The sequence below is a fragment of the Azospirillum sp. NS33 genome (genome assembly GCF_059703765.1).
In genome coordinates this window covers 35,265-53,026 of the sequence record NZ_BAAKJB010000016.1, presented here as the reverse complement: position 1 = coordinate 53,026, position 17,762 = coordinate 35,265, and the positions used below count along the sequence as shown (strand labels likewise).

General features: G+C 73.3%; 17 protein-coding genes. 8 read left to right on the top strand and 9 right to left on the bottom strand.

Annotated features, from left to right (window positions below; translation table 11 throughout):
- Positions 1-27: 27 nt before the first annotated feature.
- Positions 28-2,232 (bottom strand): helicase-related protein, encoded by a 2,205-nt coding sequence (locus tag AC6H2I_RS15365; RefSeq protein ID WP_497501539.1) that lies wholly within the window; start codon positions 2,230-2,232, stop codon positions 28-30.
- Between the two features lie 152 nt (positions 2,233-2,384).
- On the opposite strand from AC6H2I_RS15365, the gene msrB reads away from it, so the two are divergent.
- Both msrB and AC6H2I_RS15355 read left to right on the top strand, forming a co-directional pair.
- Positions 2,385-2,864 (top strand): peptide-methionine (R)-S-oxide reductase MsrB, encoded by a 480-nt coding sequence (gene msrB, locus AC6H2I_RS15360; RefSeq protein ID WP_497501538.1) that lies wholly within the window; start codon positions 2,385-2,387, stop codon positions 2,862-2,864.
- Entirely contained in the window at positions 2,861-3,916 is a 1,056-nt protein-coding gene (locus AC6H2I_RS15355) for an LLM class flavin-dependent oxidoreductase (RefSeq protein ID WP_497501537.1), read from the top strand. The genes msrB and AC6H2I_RS15355 overlap by 4 nt, the downstream gene beginning before the upstream one ends.
- Here AC6H2I_RS15355 and AC6H2I_RS15350 read toward each other — a convergent pair.
- Entirely contained in the window at positions 3,864-6,326 is a 2,463-nt protein-coding gene (locus AC6H2I_RS15350; RefSeq protein ID WP_497501536.1) for a heavy metal translocating P-type ATPase, read from the bottom strand. The genes AC6H2I_RS15355 and AC6H2I_RS15350 overlap by 53 nt on opposite strands.
- A 205-nt stretch (positions 6,327-6,531) precedes the next feature.
- Between AC6H2I_RS15350 and AC6H2I_RS15345 the strand changes: the two genes are divergently transcribed.
- Entirely contained in the window at positions 6,532-6,918 is a 387-nt protein-coding gene (locus tag AC6H2I_RS15345) for a hypothetical protein (RefSeq protein ID WP_497501535.1), read from the top strand.
- A gap of 115 nt (positions 6,919-7,033) precedes the next feature.
- On the top strand, positions 7,034-7,516 hold the full coding sequence (locus AC6H2I_RS15340) for a DUF411 domain-containing protein (RefSeq protein ID WP_497501534.1): 483 nt from the start codon (positions 7,034-7,036) through the stop codon (positions 7,514-7,516).
- A gap of 35 nt (positions 7,517-7,551) precedes the next feature.
- Here the strand turns inward: AC6H2I_RS15340 and queC are convergent, their stop codons facing one another.
- Entirely contained in the window at positions 7,552-8,259 is a 708-nt protein-coding gene (queC, locus tag AC6H2I_RS15335; RefSeq protein ID WP_497501533.1) for a 7-cyano-7-deazaguanine synthase QueC, read from the bottom strand.
- A 59-nt stretch (positions 8,260-8,318) separates the two neighbouring features.
- Entirely contained in the window at positions 8,319-8,945 is a 627-nt protein-coding gene (locus AC6H2I_RS15330) for an FMN-dependent NADH-azoreductase (RefSeq protein WP_497501532.1), read from the bottom strand.
- Positions 8,946-9,087: 142 nt separating this feature from the next.
- Here AC6H2I_RS15330 and AC6H2I_RS15325 point away from each other — a divergent pair, with 142 nt between their 5' ends.
- The 4 genes from AC6H2I_RS15325 to AC6H2I_RS15310 all read left to right on the top strand — a co-directional run bounded on the left by AC6H2I_RS15325 (position 9,088) and on the right by AC6H2I_RS15310 (position 12,039).
- A complete protein-coding gene (locus AC6H2I_RS15325) occupies positions 9,088-9,981 on the top strand; it encodes a LysR substrate-binding domain-containing protein (protein ID WP_497501531.1) in 894 nt (297 codons plus the stop codon).
- A gap of 115 nt (positions 9,982-10,096) precedes the next feature.
- Entirely contained in the window at positions 10,097-10,546 is a 450-nt protein-coding gene (locus AC6H2I_RS15320) for a hypothetical protein (protein WP_497501530.1), read from the top strand.
- A 34-nt stretch (positions 10,547-10,580) separates the two neighbouring features.
- The gene (locus AC6H2I_RS15315; protein ID WP_497501529.1) at positions 10,581-10,757 is read left to right on the top strand and encodes a (2Fe-2S)-binding protein; all 177 of its coding nucleotides are present in this window, start codon (positions 10,581-10,583) and stop codon (positions 10,755-10,757) included.
- 37 nt (positions 10,758-10,794) lie between these two features.
- Positions 10,795-12,039, top strand: coding sequence for an MFS transporter (locus tag AC6H2I_RS15310; RefSeq protein ID WP_497501528.1), 1,245 nt, complete (start codon positions 10,795-10,797; stop codon positions 12,037-12,039).
- Here the strand turns inward: AC6H2I_RS15310 and AC6H2I_RS15305 are convergent.
- From AC6H2I_RS15305 to AC6H2I_RS15285, 5 genes are all read right to left on the bottom strand, one after another.
- On the bottom strand, positions 12,011-13,054 hold the full coding sequence (locus AC6H2I_RS15305) for an agmatine deiminase family protein (protein ID WP_497501527.1): 1,044 nt from the start codon (positions 13,052-13,054) through the stop codon (positions 12,011-12,013). The genes AC6H2I_RS15310 and AC6H2I_RS15305 overlap by 29 nt on opposite strands.
- Before the next feature lie 390 nt (positions 13,055-13,444).
- Positions 13,445-14,278 carry an ABC transporter permease subunit gene (locus AC6H2I_RS15300; RefSeq protein WP_497501526.1) on the bottom strand — a complete coding sequence of 278 codons (834 nt, stop codon included), beginning with the start codon at positions 14,276-14,278 and terminating at the stop codon, positions 13,445-13,447.
- A complete protein-coding gene (locus AC6H2I_RS15295; RefSeq protein ID WP_497501525.1) occupies positions 14,275-15,297 on the bottom strand; it encodes an ABC transporter permease subunit in 1,023 nt (340 codons plus the stop codon). Before AC6H2I_RS15295 ends, AC6H2I_RS15300 begins: the two co-directional genes overlap by 4 nt.
- A gap of 46 nt (positions 15,298-15,343) precedes the next feature.
- Entirely contained in the window at positions 15,344-16,498 is a 1,155-nt protein-coding gene (locus AC6H2I_RS15290) for an ABC transporter ATP-binding protein (RefSeq protein ID WP_497501524.1), read from the bottom strand.
- Between the two features lie 122 nt (positions 16,499-16,620).
- Positions 16,621-17,724: a polyamine ABC transporter substrate-binding protein gene (locus AC6H2I_RS15285; RefSeq protein ID WP_497501523.1), complete on the bottom strand. Its 1,104-nt coding sequence runs from the start codon at positions 17,722-17,724 to the stop codon at positions 16,621-16,623.
- Between the last annotated feature and the right edge of the window lie 38 nt (positions 17,725-17,762).

Here is a 17,762-nt window from a genome sequence, read left to right as displayed (position 1 = left end):
AAACCGGCGCCCGGCAAGAGAGGCCGTTCAGCGCCGCCGCGGCCCGAAACGGCGCCGCGGCGCCCCGCGGAACCCTGCGGCCGGCGGCGGCGGGCCCCGGCGGGCGCGCGACGCCAGCGCCTGCGACAGGCGGTGGCCGATGGCGTCGCGCCGCTCGCGCACGAGGCCGCGGTCGGGCAGCGCACGGGGCACCTTGCGGGCCGCCCAGAAATAGAGGTCGCAGGCCCGCGACAGCCCCTCCAGCGCGGCCGGGTCGAGGCCGTCCAGCCGGGCCGGAACGACCCGCCCCAGCGGCAGGACGGTGCCCGACTCCACGGCGTCGAGCACGGCGGCGATCATCTGGCGGTCGGCCTCCTCGTCCAGGTCGGCGGGGGCGAGCAGCAGGTCCAGGCGGGTGGCCAGCGGCAGCCGCCGCGCGTCCAGCAGGCCGGCCAGACGGCGCAGCCCGGAGAGGTCGCCGACCCGATAGGGCGATCCATTGGTGCGGGCAACGGCGAAGCTGTCGACCAGAAGCCCCACCGCCTCGCCGCCGAGATGCTCGGCGAGGCGGGCCAGCATGGCCCGGGAGGGCCGGACGGTGAGCGGGGCGCCCGCCGCCAGCCGGGGGTCGGCCTGCTCCAGCAGGCGCCCCAGCGCCTGGGGCGTGCCGCGCGCGACCACGCCGAACTCCCCCGCGTCGTGGTGGCCGAAGCGGCCGGCACGGCCGGCGATCTGGCGCACCTCGGTCGCGGTCAGCGGCCGCACGGCGTGGCCGTCGAACTTCTCCAGCGCGGTGAACAGCACCCGGCGGCACGGCAGGTTCAGGCCCATGCCGATGGCGTCGGTCGCCACCACCACGTCGGCCTCCCCGGACACGAAGCGGGCCGCCTCGCGCCGCCGCACCGCCGGGGCCAGGGCGCCGTAGACCGCCGCGACCGAGAGGTCGCGGGCGAGCAGCGTGTCGCGCACCGCGTGGACCTCGCGCCGCGAGAAGGCGATCAGGGCGTCGCCCGGTTCCACATCGCTCCAGTCCAGGCGGCGGTCGATCATGGTCAGGGGCGTCTTGCGCTCCAGCTCCACCACCTCCAGCGTCTCGCCCAGGTGCTCGGCGACCCGCTCCACCTGGGGCCGCACCTCCGGCGCGCCCAGCAGATAGACGGTGCGCGCCGGGGCGCCCAGCACCGCCGCGGTCCAGGCCCAGCCGCGGTCGGGGTCGGCCAGCATCTGCACCTCGTCGATCACCGCCACCTCGACCGGCCGGTCGGGGTCCATCATCTCGATGGTGGAGGCGGTGTGGCGGGCGCCCGGCGTCCGCAGCTCCTCCTCGCCGGTCAGCAGGGTGGTCGGTGTGCCGGCGGCGTTCAGCCGCTCCATCACCTCCAGGGCCAGCAGGCGCAGCGGCGCGAGGTAGACGCCGTCGCGGGCCGCGCGCAACGCCTCGATCGCGCGGTGGGTCTTGCCGGAGTTGGTGGGGCCGATCACCAGGACCAGGCGGCGCCCCATGCCGCGGGCGACCGGGAACAGGCGCTCGAAGCGGGCGAAGTCGAAATGCCGGTCGACGTAGGCCCGCCCGCGGGCCTCGGCCCGCTCCCGCCGCCAGGCGTCGAATTCGCGGTCCCAGCGCGCCAGCAGGTCGTCGGCGTCGGTGCGGTTGCGGGCGGCGCGCGACAGCCGCTCGCCCAGGGCCTCGAAGGTCCAGGCGTCGGCGGCCGGGCCCGACTCCTCGGCGTAGGCGCGCAGGCGCGCCGCCGTTCGCGACAAGGCCTCGTCCATCAGGGCGGCGAGCTGGGGGTCGCCCTCGACCCGCCGCCGCAGCTCGTCGTCCTCGACCGTGCCGAGGTCCAGGGGGTCCAGCGTCCGCGACGCCTGGAGGGCGACCGGCCCCGTCAAGCCGGGCCAGGGAAGTTCGTCGGCCACGGTGGCCCGCACGCGGGTGCGGTCCTCGGCCGCCGTCAGGCTCACCCGCGTGCCCTCCAGGGCACGGCGTCCCTGGGCCAGCAGGGCGTCGCGGCGCACGGCCCGGTCGACGCCGCCGGCGATCTCGCGGACGATGGCCTCGCGCCGGTCGGTCGGCACCAGCAGGTCGCGCCGGCCCTTGGGCAGCGGCAGGCCGAGCGGCACCAGGCCGCGGGCCGCGGCCTGCTCGACCCGCGAGCAGCCGGTGGCGGCCAGCGGCACGACCTCGGGATGGGCGCGGGCAAGGGCGAGGACGAGCTGGGGGTCGGCGTCGCCGGGACCGTCAGGGCAGGACATGCCGGCCGTTCTGGCAGAGCGCGCGCCGGCGGTCAACGCCGGCCGGCGCGCGCGGGCCCCCGCCCGCCGCTGCGGACATGCCGGCCATTCCGGGGATGCCAAACCGCGCGCCCGCCCTAAATACAACGCCGATCGACGCGAAAGGACACGCCATGACCACCCCGCACCGCTCCGCCTCCGGCTTCGATCTGACACCGCCCTCCGCGGCGCTGCGCCAGCGGCTGGAATCCCTGCTGTCGCCGGCCGAACGGGACGTGCTGCTGCGCCACGGAACCGAGGCGCCGTTCTGCGGCTCGCTGCTCGACAACAAGACGCCCGGGACCTACTGCTGCGCCCTGTGCGGCCTGCCCCTGTTCCGCGCCGGCACGAAGTTCGAGTCCGGCACCGGCTGGCCCAGCTTCACCGAGCCCTTCGACACGGAGCACGTGGCCCTGAAGCAGGACGACAGCCACGGCATGGTGCGGGTGGAGACCCTGTGCGCCCGCTGCGGCAGCCACCAGGGCCACGTCTTCCCCGACGGTCCGCCGCCCACCGGGATGCGGTTCTGCATCAACTCCGTGGCGCTGCGCTTCGTGCCGGAGGGCACGCCCCTGCCCGAAGGCATCGCCGACGCCGGAGCCGTCGCGCCATGACCCCGCCCGCCCCGGCCCTGCCGCCGCTCTCCATTCTCGATCTCGCCCATGTGCCGCAGGGCGGCACCCCGGCGGACGCCCTGCGCAACACCGTCGACCTGGCCCAGCACGCCGAGCGCTGGGGCTTCACCCGCTACTGGCTGGCCGAACACCACAACATGGTGGGCATCGCCAGCGCCGCCACGTCGGTGGTCATCGCCCACGTGGCCGCCCACACCCGCACCCTGCGCCTGGGCGCCGGCGGGATCATGCTGCCCAACCATTCGCCGCTGGTGATCGCCGAGCAGTTCGGCACCCTGGCGACCCTGCACCCCGGACGCATCGACCTCGGCCTGGGCCGCGCCCCGGGCACCGACCAGATGACGCTGCGGGCGCTGCGCCGCGATCCCATGACCGCGGACTCCTTCCCCCAGGACGTGCGGGAGCTGCAGGCGCTGCTCGGGCCGCTGCAGCCGGGGCAGCGGGTGCAGGCGGTGCCGGGCACCGGCACCGAGGTGCCCGTGTGGATTCTCGGGTCCAGCCTGTTCGGCGCCCAGCTCGCCGCCGCCTTCGGCCTGCCCTACGCCTTCGCCTCCCATTTCGCGCCCGAGGCGCTGATGCCGGCGCTCGAGACGTACCGGGCCAATTTCGCGCCCGAGGGGCCGGACGACCGGCCCTACGCCATGGTCGGGGTGAACGTGGTGGCCGCCGACGACGACGCCACGGCGCACCGTCTCTTCACCTCCGCCCAGCAGGCCTTCACCAACCTGGTGCGCGGCACCCGCGGGCTGCTGCCGCCGCCCATCGACGACATCGAGGGGTATTGGACCCCGATGGAGAAGGCCCACGCGGCGGGCATGCTGGCCTGCTCCGTCGTCGGCTCCCCGGCGACGGTGCGCGCGGGTCTGGAACGCATCGCCGCGCGCACCGGCGCCGACGAGATCATGGTGGCCTCGGCCATCCACGACCACGCCGCGCGGCTGCGCTCTTACGAGATCCTCGCCGGGATGATGGCCGGGATCACGACCGACGGCCGGCCCGCGGCGCCCATCCCCGCAGCGACAGGGCGTTGAGGACGACGCTGACGGAGCTCAGCGCCATGGCCGCGCCGGCCAGCACCGGGCTGAGGTAGCCGAAGGCGGCCAGGGGGATGCCGACGAGGTTGTAGGCGAAGGCCCAGAACAGGCCCTGGCGGATCTTGGCGTAGGTCCGCCGCGACACCTCCAGCGCGCCGCCCACCAGCGCCGGGTCGCCACGCATCAGGGTGATGCCGGCGGTGTGCATGGCGACGTCGGTGCCGGTCGCCATGGCGATGCCGACGGCGGCGGCGGCCAGCGCCGGGGCGTCGTTGATGCCGTCGCCGACCATGGCGACCACCTGGCCCTCCCCGGTCAGGGTGGCGACCACGCCGGCCTTGTCGGCCGGCAGCACCTCGGCGAACACCCGGTCGATGCCCAGCTCAGCGGCCACCGCGGCGGCGGCCCCCCGGCTGTCGCCGGTCACCATCACCGTGGTGATGCCCTGGTCGTGCAGGGCGCGCACCGCCGCCCGCGCGCCCGGCTTGACCGTGTCTCCGAAGGCCAGCAGCCCCAGCACCCGCGGCCGCGGCGCCGTCTCGGCCAGCCACGACACGGTGCGCCCGGCCGCTTCCAGGGCCGCCGCCCGCTCCTCCGTCGCGCGGTCGGCAAGGCCGATGTCCGCCATCAGGCGCCGTGTCCCGAGGGCCAGCGCGCGGCCCTCGACGGTGCCGGTCACGCCACGCCCGGCCAACGCCTTGAATCCATCCAGCGCCCCCGGCGCCACGCCGTCGGCGGCGGCGCGGGCCCGCACCGCGTGGGCCAGCGGGTGCTCGCTGCCGTGCTGCAGGGTGACCGCCAGGCGCAACACCTCGGCCGCCCCGGTGTCGGAGTCGGAGTCGGCTTCGGAATGGGCGGCGGCCAGCAGGTCGGTGACCCGCGGCCGGCCCTCGGTCAGGGTGCCGGTCTTGTCGAAGGCGACGGCGGTGACGGCGTGGGCGCGCTCCAGCGCCTCGGCGTCCTTGATCAGGATGCCGTGCCGGGCGGCGGCGCCGGTGCCGACCATGATGGCCGTCGGCGTCGCCAGGCCCAGCGCGCAGGGACAGGCGATGACCAGCACCGACACGGCGGTGATCAGCGCCGCACCGGCGTCACCGCCCACCGCCCACCACCCGGCGAAGGTCAGCGCGGCGATCACCAGCACGACGGGGACGAAGACGGCGGCGACCCGGTCGACGGTGCGCTGGATCGGCGCCTTGGACGCCTGGGCCCCCTCCACCAGGCGGACGATGCGGGCCAGCATGGTTTCGCCGCCGACGGCGGTGGCGCGAACCACCAGCAGCCCGTCCACGTCGATGGACCCGCCGGTCACCGCCGCCCCTTCGCCCTTTTCCACCGGCAGCGGCTCGCCGGTCAGCATGCTCTCGTCGACGCTGCCGGCGCCCTCGACGATGACACCGTCCACCGGCACCCGCTCGCCCGGGCGCACCACCACACGGTCGCCGCAGCGCACCGCGGCGATGGGAACGGTGGTTTCCACGCCGTCGCGCCACACCCGGGCGGTGTCCGGCCGCAGCCCCATCAGCCCCCGGATGGCCGCCGCGGTCTGCCCTTTGGCCCGGGTTTCCAGCCACTTGCCCAGCAGGACGAAGGTGATGAGGACGGCGGACCCCTCGAAGTAGAGCGCGCCGTGCCCGCCATGCGGCGCCGTCGCCAGGGTCCAGGTGCTCAACCCCCAGGCCGCCGAGGTGCCCAGCGCCACCAGCAGGTCCATGTTGCCGGTGCCGGCCCGCACCGCCGCCCAGCCCGCCCGGTAGAACCGCCATCCCAGGACGAACTGCACCGGCGTCGCCAGCAGGAACTGCACCCAGCCCGGCGGCATCGCGGCGACGCCGAGAAGGTCGCCGGCCATGCCGGCGACCAGGGGCAGCGAGAGCAGGGCGGCCGCCGCGACCCGCCGCAGCGCGCGCCCGTCGCCGTCCACGGCGCCGCCGGCGGCGTCCTGGCCGCCGCTCACGGGCACCGCCGTGAATCCCGCCGCCTCGACCGCCGCCGCCAGGCGCGCGGCGTCGAGGGCGTGGCCGACCGCATGGGCCCGCTCGGTGGCCAGGTTCACCGTGGCGTCGGCGACGCCCGGCACCCGCTTCAGCGCCTTCTCCACGCGCGCCACGCACGAGGCGCAGGTCATGCCGTCGATCCGCAGGTCGACGGCGGCCGTCGGTGCGGAAAAGCCGGCGGACTCGATGGCCTCGGCCACCGCCCCCGGGTCGGGCGCTGTGGCGAAGGTCACCCGCGCGCGCTCGGTGGCCAGGTTCACCGCCACGTCGGCCACGCCGGGCACGCGCCGGATCGCCGCCTCGGCGCGTCCGACGCAGGACGCGCAGGTCATGCCGCCGATGCCCAGGTCGATGGTGAGGCCAGCGTCCTCGTCCCGGGCCGCCGGCATCCGTTCCGCCACCTCAGCCATTCCAGAAACCCCGTTCCCGTATCCGTGCCTCCCCCACACATGGGCCTTCCAGCAACGGGAAGGTCAATGGGGGATGGCCGGTCCGTGTCGCGCATGGTGCGCCCCGCGCCGACGCCCGGCGGATGATCTTGATCAAGGCGGCGCGGGCGTGTCAGCGTGATGGTGATCGACGGCCCGGCACGATGGGGCCGGCACGGGAGTGGGCATGCGCCGATTTGCCGCAGCACTGGGGGTCGCGTTGACGGGGCTGCTGACGCTCGCCCTGCTGCTGGCGGCCGCGCCGGCCGCCGTCGCCGATGGAGCCGGATGGCCCGAGGCCGGTTGCCCCGAGGCCGGTTGCCCCCAAGCGGGCTTCGGCGCCACGGGGTGCGATGACGCCGCACCGCCCTGTCCGCCGGCGCCGTCCCCCGCGGCCGGGACCGGATCCTGTTGCATCGGCGCCCACGGCACGCCCGCGCTCGCCGGTCCGCCCGATGCCGGCGGTGTCGCCGCGCCGCGCCGCCTGGCCGCGTGGCGCATCGCCGTGCCGGCCGGCCTGCCCGACGGCATCGCGGTCCGGCCGCCGCTCCACCCGCCGAAACCGCTGGCATGACCGCGTCGCGCGCCGCATCGACGGGGCGCGCCACGACCATCCCCCACACCCTCAGAGCGGGCCGTTCGCGGCCGCGCGTCGGCCACGGCGGACGGGCCCGCGGGAGTCACAGCGCATGACCATCAAGACGACCATCCTCGCCGGCGCCGCCGGCGCCGTCCTTCTCGCCGGTGCCGCCGGTGCCGTCCTCGTCGTCGCCGCGCCGGCCCTGACCAGCGCGCCGGCCGCGGCCGACCCCGTGGTGGAGGTGTGGAAATCGCCGAGCTGCGGCTGCTGCGGCGGCTGGCTCGCGCACATGGAGGCCGCGGGCTTCGCCCTCAAGGTCCACGACGTCGACGACGTGTGGCCGCTGAAAGCGGACAAGGGCGTTCCGGAGACGATGGGCTCCTGCCACACCGCCACGGTCGGCGGCTACGTGGTCGAGGGGCACGTGCCGGCCGCCGACGTGCGCCGCCTGCTGACGGAGCGGCCGGCCATCACCGGGCTGGCCGTCCCCGGCATGCCGCAGAGCGCGCCCGGCATGGACACCCCGGGAGAGCCGTACGAGGTGCTGACCTTCGGCGGCGCCGGCGGGCCCGCGGTCTACGCCCGGCACTGATCGCCCGGCGCGCCCGGAACCCGGCGGGCGGCGCCTCAGGGTGCCGCCCGCTGTGCGGTGTAGGCGGCGTGGCCGGTGCGGCGCAGCGCACAGGCCGGGCAGGACCCGCAGCCGTAGCCCCAGGCGTGGCGGTGGCCGCGGTCGCCGCGATAGCAGGTATGGGTGTCCTCGAGGATCAGCTCGACCAGGGGGAGCCCGCCCAGCGTTTCCGCCAGCGCCCAGGTCGCCGCCTTGTCGATCCACATGAGCGGGGTGTGGAGCACGAGACGGCTGTCCAGCCCCAGGTTCAGGGTGGCCTGCAGGGCTTTGATGGTGTCGTCGCGGCAGTCGGGATAGCCGGAATAATCCGTCTCGCACATGCCGCCCACCAGGTGTTTCAGGCCGCGGCGGTAGGCGATCGCCGCCGCCAGCGTGAAGAACAGCAGGTTGCGCCCGGGAACGAAGGTGGAGGGCAGGCCGGCGCCGGTCATGCGGATCTCCACGTCCGCGGTCATCGCCGTGTCGCCGAGGTCGGCGAGCACGCCGGCGTCGAGGACGTGGTCGTCCCCCAGGCGGGCGGCCCAGCGCGGGTCGAGGGCGGCCAGGCCGTCGCGCAGCCGGCCACGGCAGGCCAGCTCGACCGCGTGACGCTGGCGGTAGTCGAAGCCGATCGTCTCCACATGGTCGAAGCGGTCGAGGGCCCAGGCCAGGCAGGTGGCCGAGTCCTGGCCGCCGGACAACAGCACGAGCGCCTTGCCGGTCATGATCGGGGTCCTTGTCGCGTGACGAACCCCGGCATAGGAGCGGACGGCGCCCGCCGCCGTCAAGCGGCGGCGCGGCGGGCCAGCCCGGCGATCTCGTCGCGGGCCCGGGCGATGCCCTGCTCGCGGGCCTCCGGCCCCATGGCGAGTCCCTCGCCGCGCACCACCGTCACGTCGGTGACGCCGAAGAAGCCGAGCACGGCGCGCAGGTACGCTTCCTGGTGGTCCAGGGCGACCTCCGCCGGGGTGCCGAAATACCTGCCGCCCCGGGTCGAGACGATGATCACGCGCTTGCCGCCGGCCAGCCCCACCGGGCCGGTCTCGGTGTAGCGGAAGGTGCGCCCGGGCTGGGCCAGCCGGTCGAGCCACGCCTTGAGCTGCGTCGGCACCGAGAAGTTGTACATCGGCGCGCCGATGACAACGGTGTCGGCGGCCAGGAACTCGTCGACGAGGGTGTCCGTCAGCGCCAGTTCGCGGCGCTGGCGCTCGTCGATGCCGTCGAGATCGCGGAACTTCACCACCTTCACCAGCTCCGGCGTCAGGTGGTCGGGGGCATCGGCGACGACGTCGCGGTGCACCACCTGCGCCGCCGGGTCGGCGTCGGTCAGGGCGGCCACCACCTCGGCGGTCAGGACGCGCGACACGGAGGCGTCGCCGAGCGCGCTGGAATCGATGTGCAGCAGGGTCATGCCTGGACTCCCAAATCAAACGGGGCTGCGGCGCACGGCGCCGGCCGAACTCTGGTGGCACACTACCGGGGGGACGGTCTGGCCGGGAGCCGGCGAATCTGCTACGGATCGTCTCATTATTGGAACGATACGGTGGGTGGTGATGCGCGATCTCAACGACCTCTTCCTGTTCGCGAAGGTGGTCGAGCACCGCGGCTTCGCCGCGGCCGGACGGGCGCTCGGCGTGTCGAAGTCGACGTTGAGCCGGCGCGTCGCCGCGCTGGAGGAGGGCCTCGGCGTCCGCCTGATCCAGCGCACGACGCGCCATTTCACGGTGACCGAGGTCGGCCGGGACTTCCATCGCCACTGCCAGGCCGTGGTCGCCGAGGCCGAGGCCGCGCAGGAGGCGGTCGACCGGGTGCGGGCCACCCCCCAGGGGCTGGTCAAGCTGAGCTGCCCGCCACCGTTGCTGCACAGCGACGTCGCGGCCATGCTGACCGATTTCCTCATCGCCAACCCGCGGGTGTCGCTGCGCATCGAGGCGACCATGCGCCGGGTCGACGTGGTCGAGGAGGGATTCGACCTGGCGCTGCGGGTGCGCACGCCGCCGCTGCAGGACACCGACCTGATCGTGCGGTCCCTGGGCCCGGGCGGCCAGATCCTGGTCGGCGCGCCGTCGCTGCTGGCCGGGCGGCCGGTGCCGCGGACCCCGGCCGATCTCGCCGACCTCCCCAGCCTGGCGGTCCCCATTCCCGGCGACCACGCGTGGATGCTCAAGGGGCAGGACGGCGTCCTGGCGACCGTGCCGCACCGGCCGCGCATCGTCAGCGAGGACATGGAAACCCTGCGCCGGGCCGCCCTTGCCGGGCTGGGCATCGTTCGCCTTCCCGACTTCCTGGTCCGCGAGGACATCGCCCTGGGCCGGCTGGAGGTGCTGCTGGGCGACTGGGTCGCCCCCGACGCCCTGATCCATCTGGTGTTCCCGTCGCGCCGCGGGCTGGTCCCGGCGGTCCGCGGACTCATCGACCATCTGGCCGCGGCGTTCGCCCGGCGATGACCGCACTTCTGGCACGATATTTTTTGCACTGCGGCGTCGCGTCGCAGGGGTTTTGCGAATGATTTGCATCATCATTCGAAACCTCAGCGTGACCCCGCTCTCGGAGATGGCCCCCATGCCCCGGACCCAGGCCCTGCCCCCCGCCACCCGTGCGTTCCTCGTGGCCATGCGCCTATGGCATGTCGACCGCTCGTCCTGGTGGGTGCGGATGGAACCGCTGGCGGCCCGGCTGGACCGGCGCGACGGCCACAGCCTGCTGATGGGGATCGACGGGCTGATGACGGTGCTGGCGGAGCACGCGCTGGCGGAGATCGCCCTGCGCCCCGTCCCCTGCCGGCACCTGACCCCGGACGAAGGGTCGCTGGTGGCGGCCCTGGAGCGCGCCGGTGCCGGCGACGGCGCCGGCTGCCGCGACGCCCTGTCGGGTGTCCTCGACGGCGAGAACCTGCGCTTCGCCCTGTCGCTGCTCGACGGCATCGCCGGCCATCTCGCGACCTTCGCGACCACGGTGGAGCCGCCGGCCGGCGATTCCGCTATGCTCTACGCCGCCGCCGCCCGCTGCTGACCGCCCGCCACGGAGCCCGCCACGGAGCCCGCCGATGTCGCTGTGCCAATGCTACGACCTGACGGAGACGTCGATCCGCAAGGCGGTGCGCCAGAAGGGGCTGGCCGACGCCGACGCCGTCTTCGCCCATTTCAAGGTGGACCCGTGCGGCGCCTGCCTCGACGACGTGGACGCGGTGGTGAAGGACGAGGCGGGGAAATCCGGCGCCTGACCGGCCGCCCCGCTTGCCGGAGCGGCCGCGATGGCCGATGACTGCGGTCCACCTGACGGGGATCGCCATGCACACGCCGCACCGCCGCCCTTCGCCGGCCGCGCCGGACCGGCCGCCCACCGCCCTGGCCTTCGCGGCGATCGTCGGCGGCACCGCCCTGTGCATCGCCGGCACCGACCTGGTCCTGCCGGCCGTCCCCGGCCTGCCCGACGCCCTGGACGGGACGGCCGCGCAGGCCCAGCTGGTGCTTGCCGCGTTCGTCGCCGGTGCCGCCCTCGGCCTGGTCGTCTTCGGCGAGCTGGGGGCGCGGTTCGACCAGCGCGCGCTGCTCGCGGCGTCGCTGGTGGGCTACGCCGTGACCTCGGCGCTGGCTGCGCTGGCCCCCTCGCTCGACGCGCTGATCGCCGTGCGCGCCGTGCAGGGCGCCGTCGCCTCGGCCCCGGCGGTGTTCGCACCGGGCATGCTGCGCCGGCTCTACGGCGACGGCCGGGCGGTCGGGGCGATCGCCCTGCTCAGCAGCGTCGAGGCGCTGACCCCGGCCTTCGCCCCCGTGCTCGGCGCCTGGATGGTGGTGTGGGCGGGCTGGCCGGCCGTCTTCGCGGCGCTGGCGGTGCTGGCCCTGGCGGCGGCGGCGGCCGTTGCGGCGCTGCGCCACCACCTGCCGGCCGGGCCCAGCCGCGGGCGGCGTGCCGGCGGCTACGGCGCCCTGCTGCGCGACCGGGTGTTCCTCGGCCACGCCCTGCGCCAGGCCTGCGTGCTGGGCGCCCTGCTGGTCTTCGTGTTCGGGGCGCCGGCGGTGATCGTCGGCTCGCTGGGCGGCACCCTGGACGATTTCGTGGTCCTGCAGGTGGTCGGCATCGCCTTCTTCATGGCGGCGGCGACCCTGTCGGGGCGGCTGGCCGACCGCTTCGGCGCGGCGCGGATGATCGGCATCGGCACCACCCTCACCACCCTCGGCGCCCTGGCCACCCTGCTCTACGCCCTGGCCGGGGGCGGCGCCCCCGCGGCGCTGGTGGCGCTGATGGTGCCGCTCAACGTCGGTTTGGGCTTGAGCGGGCCGCCGGGCTTCCACCTGGCGGTGCTGGCCGCCCACGGCGACGACGCCCGCGGCGCGGCACTGGTGATGCTGGCGATCTTCGCCACCACGGCCGCCGGCACCGCGGCGGTGGCACCGTTCATCACCCTGGGCCTGGTGCCCCTGGCGGTGGCGACGGCGGCGGTCGCGGTGGCCGGCAGTCTGGCACTGGCCGCGGTCAGCCCAGGCTCGGCTGCTGCTGGGTGATGCAGTGGATGCCGCCGCCGCCGCGGACGATGTCCATGGCCGGGATCTGGATGACCTCGCGGTCGGGGAAGGCCTTGCGGATGGTGCGGTAGGCCTCGTCGTCGGCGGCGTCCTCGAACGCCGGCATGACCACGCCGCCATTGGCGATGTAGAGGTTGGTGTAGGACAGGGTGAGGCGCACGCCGTCGCGGTCGCGCCGCGGCGGCTGGCGCACCGGCACCACCTCCAGCTCCCGCCCCTGGGCGTCGCGGGCCTTCTTCAGGCGGTCGAGATTGTCCTGGAAGATCCGGAAATTGGGGTCCGCCGGGTCGTCGGTGATCAGCGCCAGCACCACGCCCGGCTTCACGAACAGGGCGATTTCGTCGATGTGCCCGTCGGTCTCGTCGTCCTGGTAACCCTCGCCCAGCCAGATCACCGTGGAGACGCTGAGATGGTCCTTCAGCATCGTCTCGATGGCGGCGCGCGACAGGTCGGGGTTGCGGTTGGGGTTGAGCAGGCACTGCTCGGTGGTCAGCAGGGTGCCCTCGCCGTCGACGTGGAAGGACCCGCCCTCCATCACCAGAGGCGCCTCGTAGCGCAGCAGCTTCTGGTGCTCCAGCACCAGACGGCCGACCTCGCGGTCGCGCCCGCACTCGGTGTAGTTGCCGCCCCAGGCGTTGAAGCGCCAGTGGACACCAGCGCCCCGCCCCTTGCCGTCGATCAGGAAGCTGGGGCCGGTGTCGCGGATCCACGAATCCGACAGCGGCATCGGCACAATCTGCACGCCGCCGCCGCCGCAGGCCAACGACGCCTCCGGCACGTCGTCGGGGTCGCACACCATGGTCACCGGCTCGAACCGGGCGATCGCCTTGGCGACCTCGGCGTAGGCGCCGCGGGCCGCCTCGATGCCCTCGCTCATGCCGTCGGCCGCCAGGGCCGGCCACGTCTCGGCGCGGCAGGGCCACGCCATCCAGCACCGGGTGTGCGGCTCCCACTCGCCGGGCATGTAGAAGCCGTCTTCGGCCGGAGTCGTCATGATCGGTCTCTCCCCCTTCGGCGCCGCGCTTGCTTGTTCTGGTTCGGGCGCAACGGTCCACGCTCGCGGAACCCTAAACAGCGCGGTGAGGATTTGGCAACGGCCGGGTTGCGCAAGGGGGAGGGAGAGCGGCGCGGCGCGGCCGGACTACGCCGGAGCGGCGCGGCGCTGGCCGCGGCGGGGGCGGCGGGCGAACAGGTTGGTGAAGGGGTTGGCAAAGCCCAGACGGATCATCGGAAACCACAGCACGGTGTGCACGGCACGCCTCGTTCATTGTTGACGATGCCCGGAGAATAGCAGCCCGGCCGCCCGTATTCCAGGCACCGCCGGTCGGCCATGCGGCCCACGCATGCCCCGCCCCCCCGCCGGGCACCGGCCCCGGGGCGGCGGTCAGCCGCCCTGGAGCGCCATCTGCTCGTCCCGGCGGCGCTGCCTCTCCTGGCGCGCCATCCACAGGCTGGCGACGAAGATCCCGGTGGCCACCACCAGCACGATGATGGTCGCCAGCGCGTTGATCTTCGGGCTGACGCCGAACTTGACGCTGGAGAAGATCACCATGGGCAGGGTGGTCGAGCCGGGCCCGGAGACGAAGCTGGCGATCACCAGGTCGTCCAGGGACAGGGTGAAGGCGAGCAACCAGCCGGAGACGATGGCCGGCGAGATGATCGGCAGGGTGATGACGAAGAACACCTTGGCCGGGCGGGCGCCGAGGTCCATCGCCGCCTCCTCCAGGCTCTCGTCGAGGCTGACCAGGCGCGACTGCACGATCACCGCCACATAGGCCATGGTGAAGGTGGTGTGGGCGATGGTGATGGTGGTGACGCCCCGCCCCGAGGGCCAGCCGATGAGCTGCTCCATGGCCACGAACAGCAGGAGCAGTGACAGGCCGGTGATCACCTCGGGCATCACCAGCGGGGCCGTGATCATCCCGCCGAACACGGTGCGCCCGCGGAACCGCCCGAAGCGCGCCATCGCCAGCCCGGCCATGGTGCCCAGCACCACGGCCACGCTGGCCGAGGTGGCGGCGATCTGCAGCGACAGCCCGGCCGCCGACAGCAGCTGGTCGTCGCGCAGCAGCTCGCCGTACCAGCGGGTCGAGAAGCCGCCCCAGATGGTGACCAGCCGGCTGTCGTTGAACGAGTAGACGACCAGCAGGGCGATGGGGACGTAGAGGAAGGCGTAGCCGAACCACAGCGCCCACGACAGGAAGCCGATCCGCCTCATCGCCGGGCCTCCGTCTCCTGCTGGCGCCCCTGGACGAACTGGAACACCATGATGGGAACCACCAGGAACAGCAGCAGCGCGATGGCGACGGCCGAGGCCACCGGCCAGTCGCGGTTGGCGAAGAACTCGTTCCACAGCACCCGGCCGATCATCAGCGTGTCGGGGCCGCCCAGCAGTTCGGGGATGACGAACTCGCCCACCGCGGGGATGAACACCAGCAGCGACCCGGCGATGATGCCCGGCAGGGACAGCGGCAGGGTGACCGCCAGGAACGCCTTGAACGGCCGGCAGCCCAGGTCGGCCGCCGCCTCCAGCAGCGAGTGGTCCATCTTCTCCAGGGTCGCGTACAGCGGCAGGATCATGAACGGCAGATAGGTGTAGGTGATGCCGATGTAGACCGCCGTCTCGCTGTACAGAAGCTCGAAGTTCTCGCCGACCAGGCCCAGCGACGACAGCACCCCGGTGACGATGCCGTTGGCCTTGAGGATGCCGATCCACGCGTACACGCGGATCAGGAACGAGGTCCAGAAGGGCAGAACCACCAGCATCATCAGCGGCCCGCGAAGCGACGGCCGGGCCCGGGCGATGGCGTAGGCCATGGGGTAGCCGATGAGCAGGCACAGGATCGTCGAGACGAAGGCCATCTTCATCGACGACAGGTACGCGACGATGTAGAGGTCGTCGCTGAACAGCCGCAGATAGCCGGTCAGGCTCAGGGTGATCTGCACCCTCAGCTCGCCGAAATCGGTGTCCTCGAACCACTCCACCAGGCCCGAATAGGGCGGCTGGGCGATCACCGCGTCGGAGAAGCTGATGCGGAAGACGATCAGGAACGGGATCAGGAAGAACAGCAGCAGCCACAGGTAGGGCACCGCCACCACCAGGGCGCGGCCGGTCAGCCCGACCCGCACCAGCCCGCGGCGCAGCGCGCCGAGCGCGCCGTAGGGTCCGTCGGCGAAGGCCGGCGGCGTGCCCTCGCTCATGCGGTCGCCCAGCGGAACGTACCCCTGGCGGCTCACGGGCGTCGTCCGGTCGAATGACTTCCACGCATCGGGCGTCCTCCGGTCACTGGGTCAGCACGACGCCGGCGAACGGCCGCCAGCTCAGGTGGACCTCGTCCTCCCAGGTGATGGGCAGCTCGGTGCTGCGGGTCACGTTGGGCGTGGTCACGCGCACCATGGTCCCGCTCCTCAGCTCGATGAGGTAGATCGACATGTCGCCGAGATAGGCGATCTCGCGCACCGTACCGGTGGTGACGTTGCGCCCCTGGGCCGCGGCGTCGGCGGGCGGCTCCTTGGACAGCATGATCTTCTCCGGCCGCACCGCCACCCAGACCTGGGTGCCCATGGGGGCCGGCACGCCGTGGCTGATGTAGAGGTCGCAGCCCGCCGCCTCGGAGCGGACCAGCACGTGGTCCGGCTCGTCCTCCACCACCCGGCCCTCGAACATGTTGACCGAGCCGACGAACTCCGCGACGAACTTGGAGTTCGGGTACTCGTAGATCTCCGTCGGCGTGCCGACCTGGGGGATGTAGCCCTGGTTCATGACGGCGATGCGGGTGGACATGGTCATCGCCTCCTCCTGGTCGTGGGTGACGACCACGAAGGTGACGCCGAGCTTCTCCTGGATGTTCACCAGCTCGAACTGGGTCTGTTCGCGCAGCCGGCGGTCGAGCGCCCCCAGCGGCTCGTCCAGCAGAAGCAGCTTGGGCCGCTTGACCAGCGACCGGGCCAGCGCCACGCGCTGGCGCTGGCCGCCGGAGAGCTGGTGCGGACGCCGCTTGGCGAACCGGCCGAGCTGGACCAGGTCCAGCATGGCCGCCACGCGGTCGCGGATCTCGTCGCGCGGCACCCCGTCCTGCTTGAGGCCGAAGGCCACGTTCTGCTCCACGTTCATGTGCGGGAACAGGGCGTAGGACTGGAACATCATGTTGACCGGCCGCTCGTAGGGCGGGATGCCGGCCATGTCGACGCCGTCGATGGAGATCCGCCCCTCGCTGGGCTGCTCGAACCCGGCGAGCATGCGCAGCAGCGTCGTCTTGCCCGAGCCGGAGCCGCCGAGCAGGGCGAAGAACTCGCCGCGGAAGATGTCCAGCGACACGTCGTCGACGGCGACGAAGTCGCCGAATCGCTTGGTCACCCGCTCGATGCGGATGTACGGCACCGCCTCGGGATCCTGCCACGGTTCCAGGCGGGTCGGCTTGCGGATCGGCTGGGCCATGCCCGGCATACCCCTTGCTCGTTGGGACGGACACGAACGACGAGGCCGTGCCGGCCCGGCCGCCGGCGCTCACGCGCGCCGGGACCGGGGCCGGGACGTCCGGGCTGAGGCGGACCGCCCCCTTACTGGCCGGTCTTGACCTTGGTCCACAGCCGCGTGCGCAGCCGCTCGACCTGGGGCTTCACCGTGGACAGCGAGAACAGGGTCTCCTTCTGGTCCTCGCGGGGGAAGATCGCCGGGTTGTTCTTGACCGAGTCCTCCAGCGCGCTCAGCGTCGCCGGCACCGCGTTGCCGTACATCACGTAGTTGGTGATGCCGACCATGGCGTCGGGCTTCAGGACGAAGTCGATGAACGCGTGCGCACCGTCGGGGTTGGGGGCGTCGGCCGGGATGCCCAGGGCGTCCCACCACACCTGCGCGCCCTCCTTGGGGATGACGTACTCGACGGTGACGCCGCTGCCGGCCTCCTCGGCCCGGGTCTGCGCCTGCAGCACGTCGCCCGAATAGGCCATCACCACGCAGGCGTCGCCGCCGGCCAGCAGGTTGATGTTCTGCCCGGTCACGAACTGCTTGATGTAGGGGCGCACGGAGGTCAGCAGGGCCTCGGCCTTGTCGTGGTCCTCCTTGCTCTCGGAGTTCGGGTCGAGCCCGAGGTAGTCGAGCACCGTCGGCAGCACGTCGATCGCCGAATCGAGCAGGGTGATGCCGCACGGCGCCAGCTTCGCCGCCACCTCCGGCTTGAAGATCAGGTCCCAGCTGTCGAGCGGGGCGTCGGGCATCAGCGCCTTGATCTTCTCCGGCAGGATGCCGATGCCGACGGTGCCGCCGAGGTAGGGGACGAGGTGCGTGTTGCCGGGATCGGCGCTTTCGAGCTGCTTGAGCACCTTGGGGTCGATCCCGCCGTAGTTCGACAGCTTGGACTTGTCCAGGGGGGCCAGGACACCGGCGGCGATCATGCGCGCCCCCGTGGGCTGCACCGTCGGCACGATCACGTCGTAGCCGGAGCGGCCCACCAGCACCTTCTGTTCCAGCAGCTCGAGGCTGTCGTAGAGGTCGACGTTGGTCGGGTAGCCCGTCGCCTTGGTGAACTCGTCGAGCGTCGTCTCGCCGAGATAGTCGTTCCAGATGTAGAGATTGACCGGCTTCTTGTCCTGTGCCGCGGCGGGCGAAGCCAGCGTGGCGGCGAGCGCGGCGCCGAGGACGCCGAGAGCGAGTCGTTTCTTCATGGAGCCCCTCACCGTTTGTCGATCGCGCGGCGCACGGG

What these genes read in the sequence shown, in the direction of transcription:
- msrB (WP_497501538.1), top strand. Translation starts at nt 2,385, where the DNA reads ATGACCACCCCGCACCGCTCCGCCTCCGGCTTCGATCTGACACCGCCC.
- AC6H2I_RS15290 (WP_497501524.1), bottom strand. Translation starts at nt 16,498, where the DNA reads ATGGCCCAGCCGATCCGCAAGCCGACCCGCCTGGAACCGTGGCAGGAT.
- AC6H2I_RS15300 (WP_497501526.1), bottom strand. Translation starts at nt 14,278, where the DNA reads ATGAGGCGGATCGGCTTCCTGTCGTGGGCGCTGTGGTTCGGCTACGCC.
- AC6H2I_RS15315 (WP_497501529.1), top strand. Translation starts at nt 10,581, where the DNA reads ATGTCGCTGTGCCAATGCTACGACCTGACGGAGACGTCGATCCGCAAG.
- AC6H2I_RS15330 (WP_497501532.1), bottom strand. Translation starts at nt 8,945, where the DNA reads ATGACCCTGCTGCACATCGATTCCAGCGCGCTCGGCGACGCCTCCGTG.
- AC6H2I_RS15310 (WP_497501528.1), top strand. Translation starts at nt 10,795, where the DNA reads ATGACTGCGGTCCACCTGACGGGGATCGCCATGCACACGCCGCACCGC.
- AC6H2I_RS15325 (WP_497501531.1), top strand. Translation starts at nt 9,088, where the DNA reads ATGCGCGATCTCAACGACCTCTTCCTGTTCGCGAAGGTGGTCGAGCAC.
- AC6H2I_RS15320 (WP_497501530.1), top strand. Translation starts at nt 10,097, where the DNA reads ATGCCCCGGACCCAGGCCCTGCCCCCCGCCACCCGTGCGTTCCTCGTG.
- AC6H2I_RS15285 (WP_497501523.1), bottom strand. Translation starts at nt 17,724, where the DNA reads ATGAAGAAACGACTCGCTCTCGGCGTCCTCGGCGCCGCGCTCGCCGCC.
- AC6H2I_RS15305 (WP_497501527.1), bottom strand. Translation starts at nt 13,054, where the DNA reads ATGACGACTCCGGCCGAAGACGGCTTCTACATGCCCGGCGAGTGGGAG.
- queC (WP_497501533.1), bottom strand. Translation starts at nt 8,259, where the DNA reads ATGACCGGCAAGGCGCTCGTGCTGTTGTCCGGCGGCCAGGACTCGGCC.
- AC6H2I_RS15345 (WP_497501535.1), top strand. Translation starts at nt 6,532, where the DNA reads ATGCGCCGATTTGCCGCAGCACTGGGGGTCGCGTTGACGGGGCTGCTG.
- AC6H2I_RS15350 (WP_497501536.1), bottom strand. Translation starts at nt 6,326, where the DNA reads ATGGCTGAGGTGGCGGAACGGATGCCGGCGGCCCGGGACGAGGACGCT.
- AC6H2I_RS15355 (WP_497501537.1), top strand. Translation starts at nt 2,861, where the DNA reads ATGACCCCGCCCGCCCCGGCCCTGCCGCCGCTCTCCATTCTCGATCTC.
- AC6H2I_RS15365 (WP_497501539.1), bottom strand. Translation starts at nt 2,232, where the DNA reads ATGTCCTGCCCTGACGGTCCCGGCGACGCCGACCCCCAGCTCGTCCTC.
- AC6H2I_RS15340 (WP_497501534.1), top strand. Translation starts at nt 7,034, where the DNA reads ATGACCATCAAGACGACCATCCTCGCCGGCGCCGCCGGCGCCGTCCTT.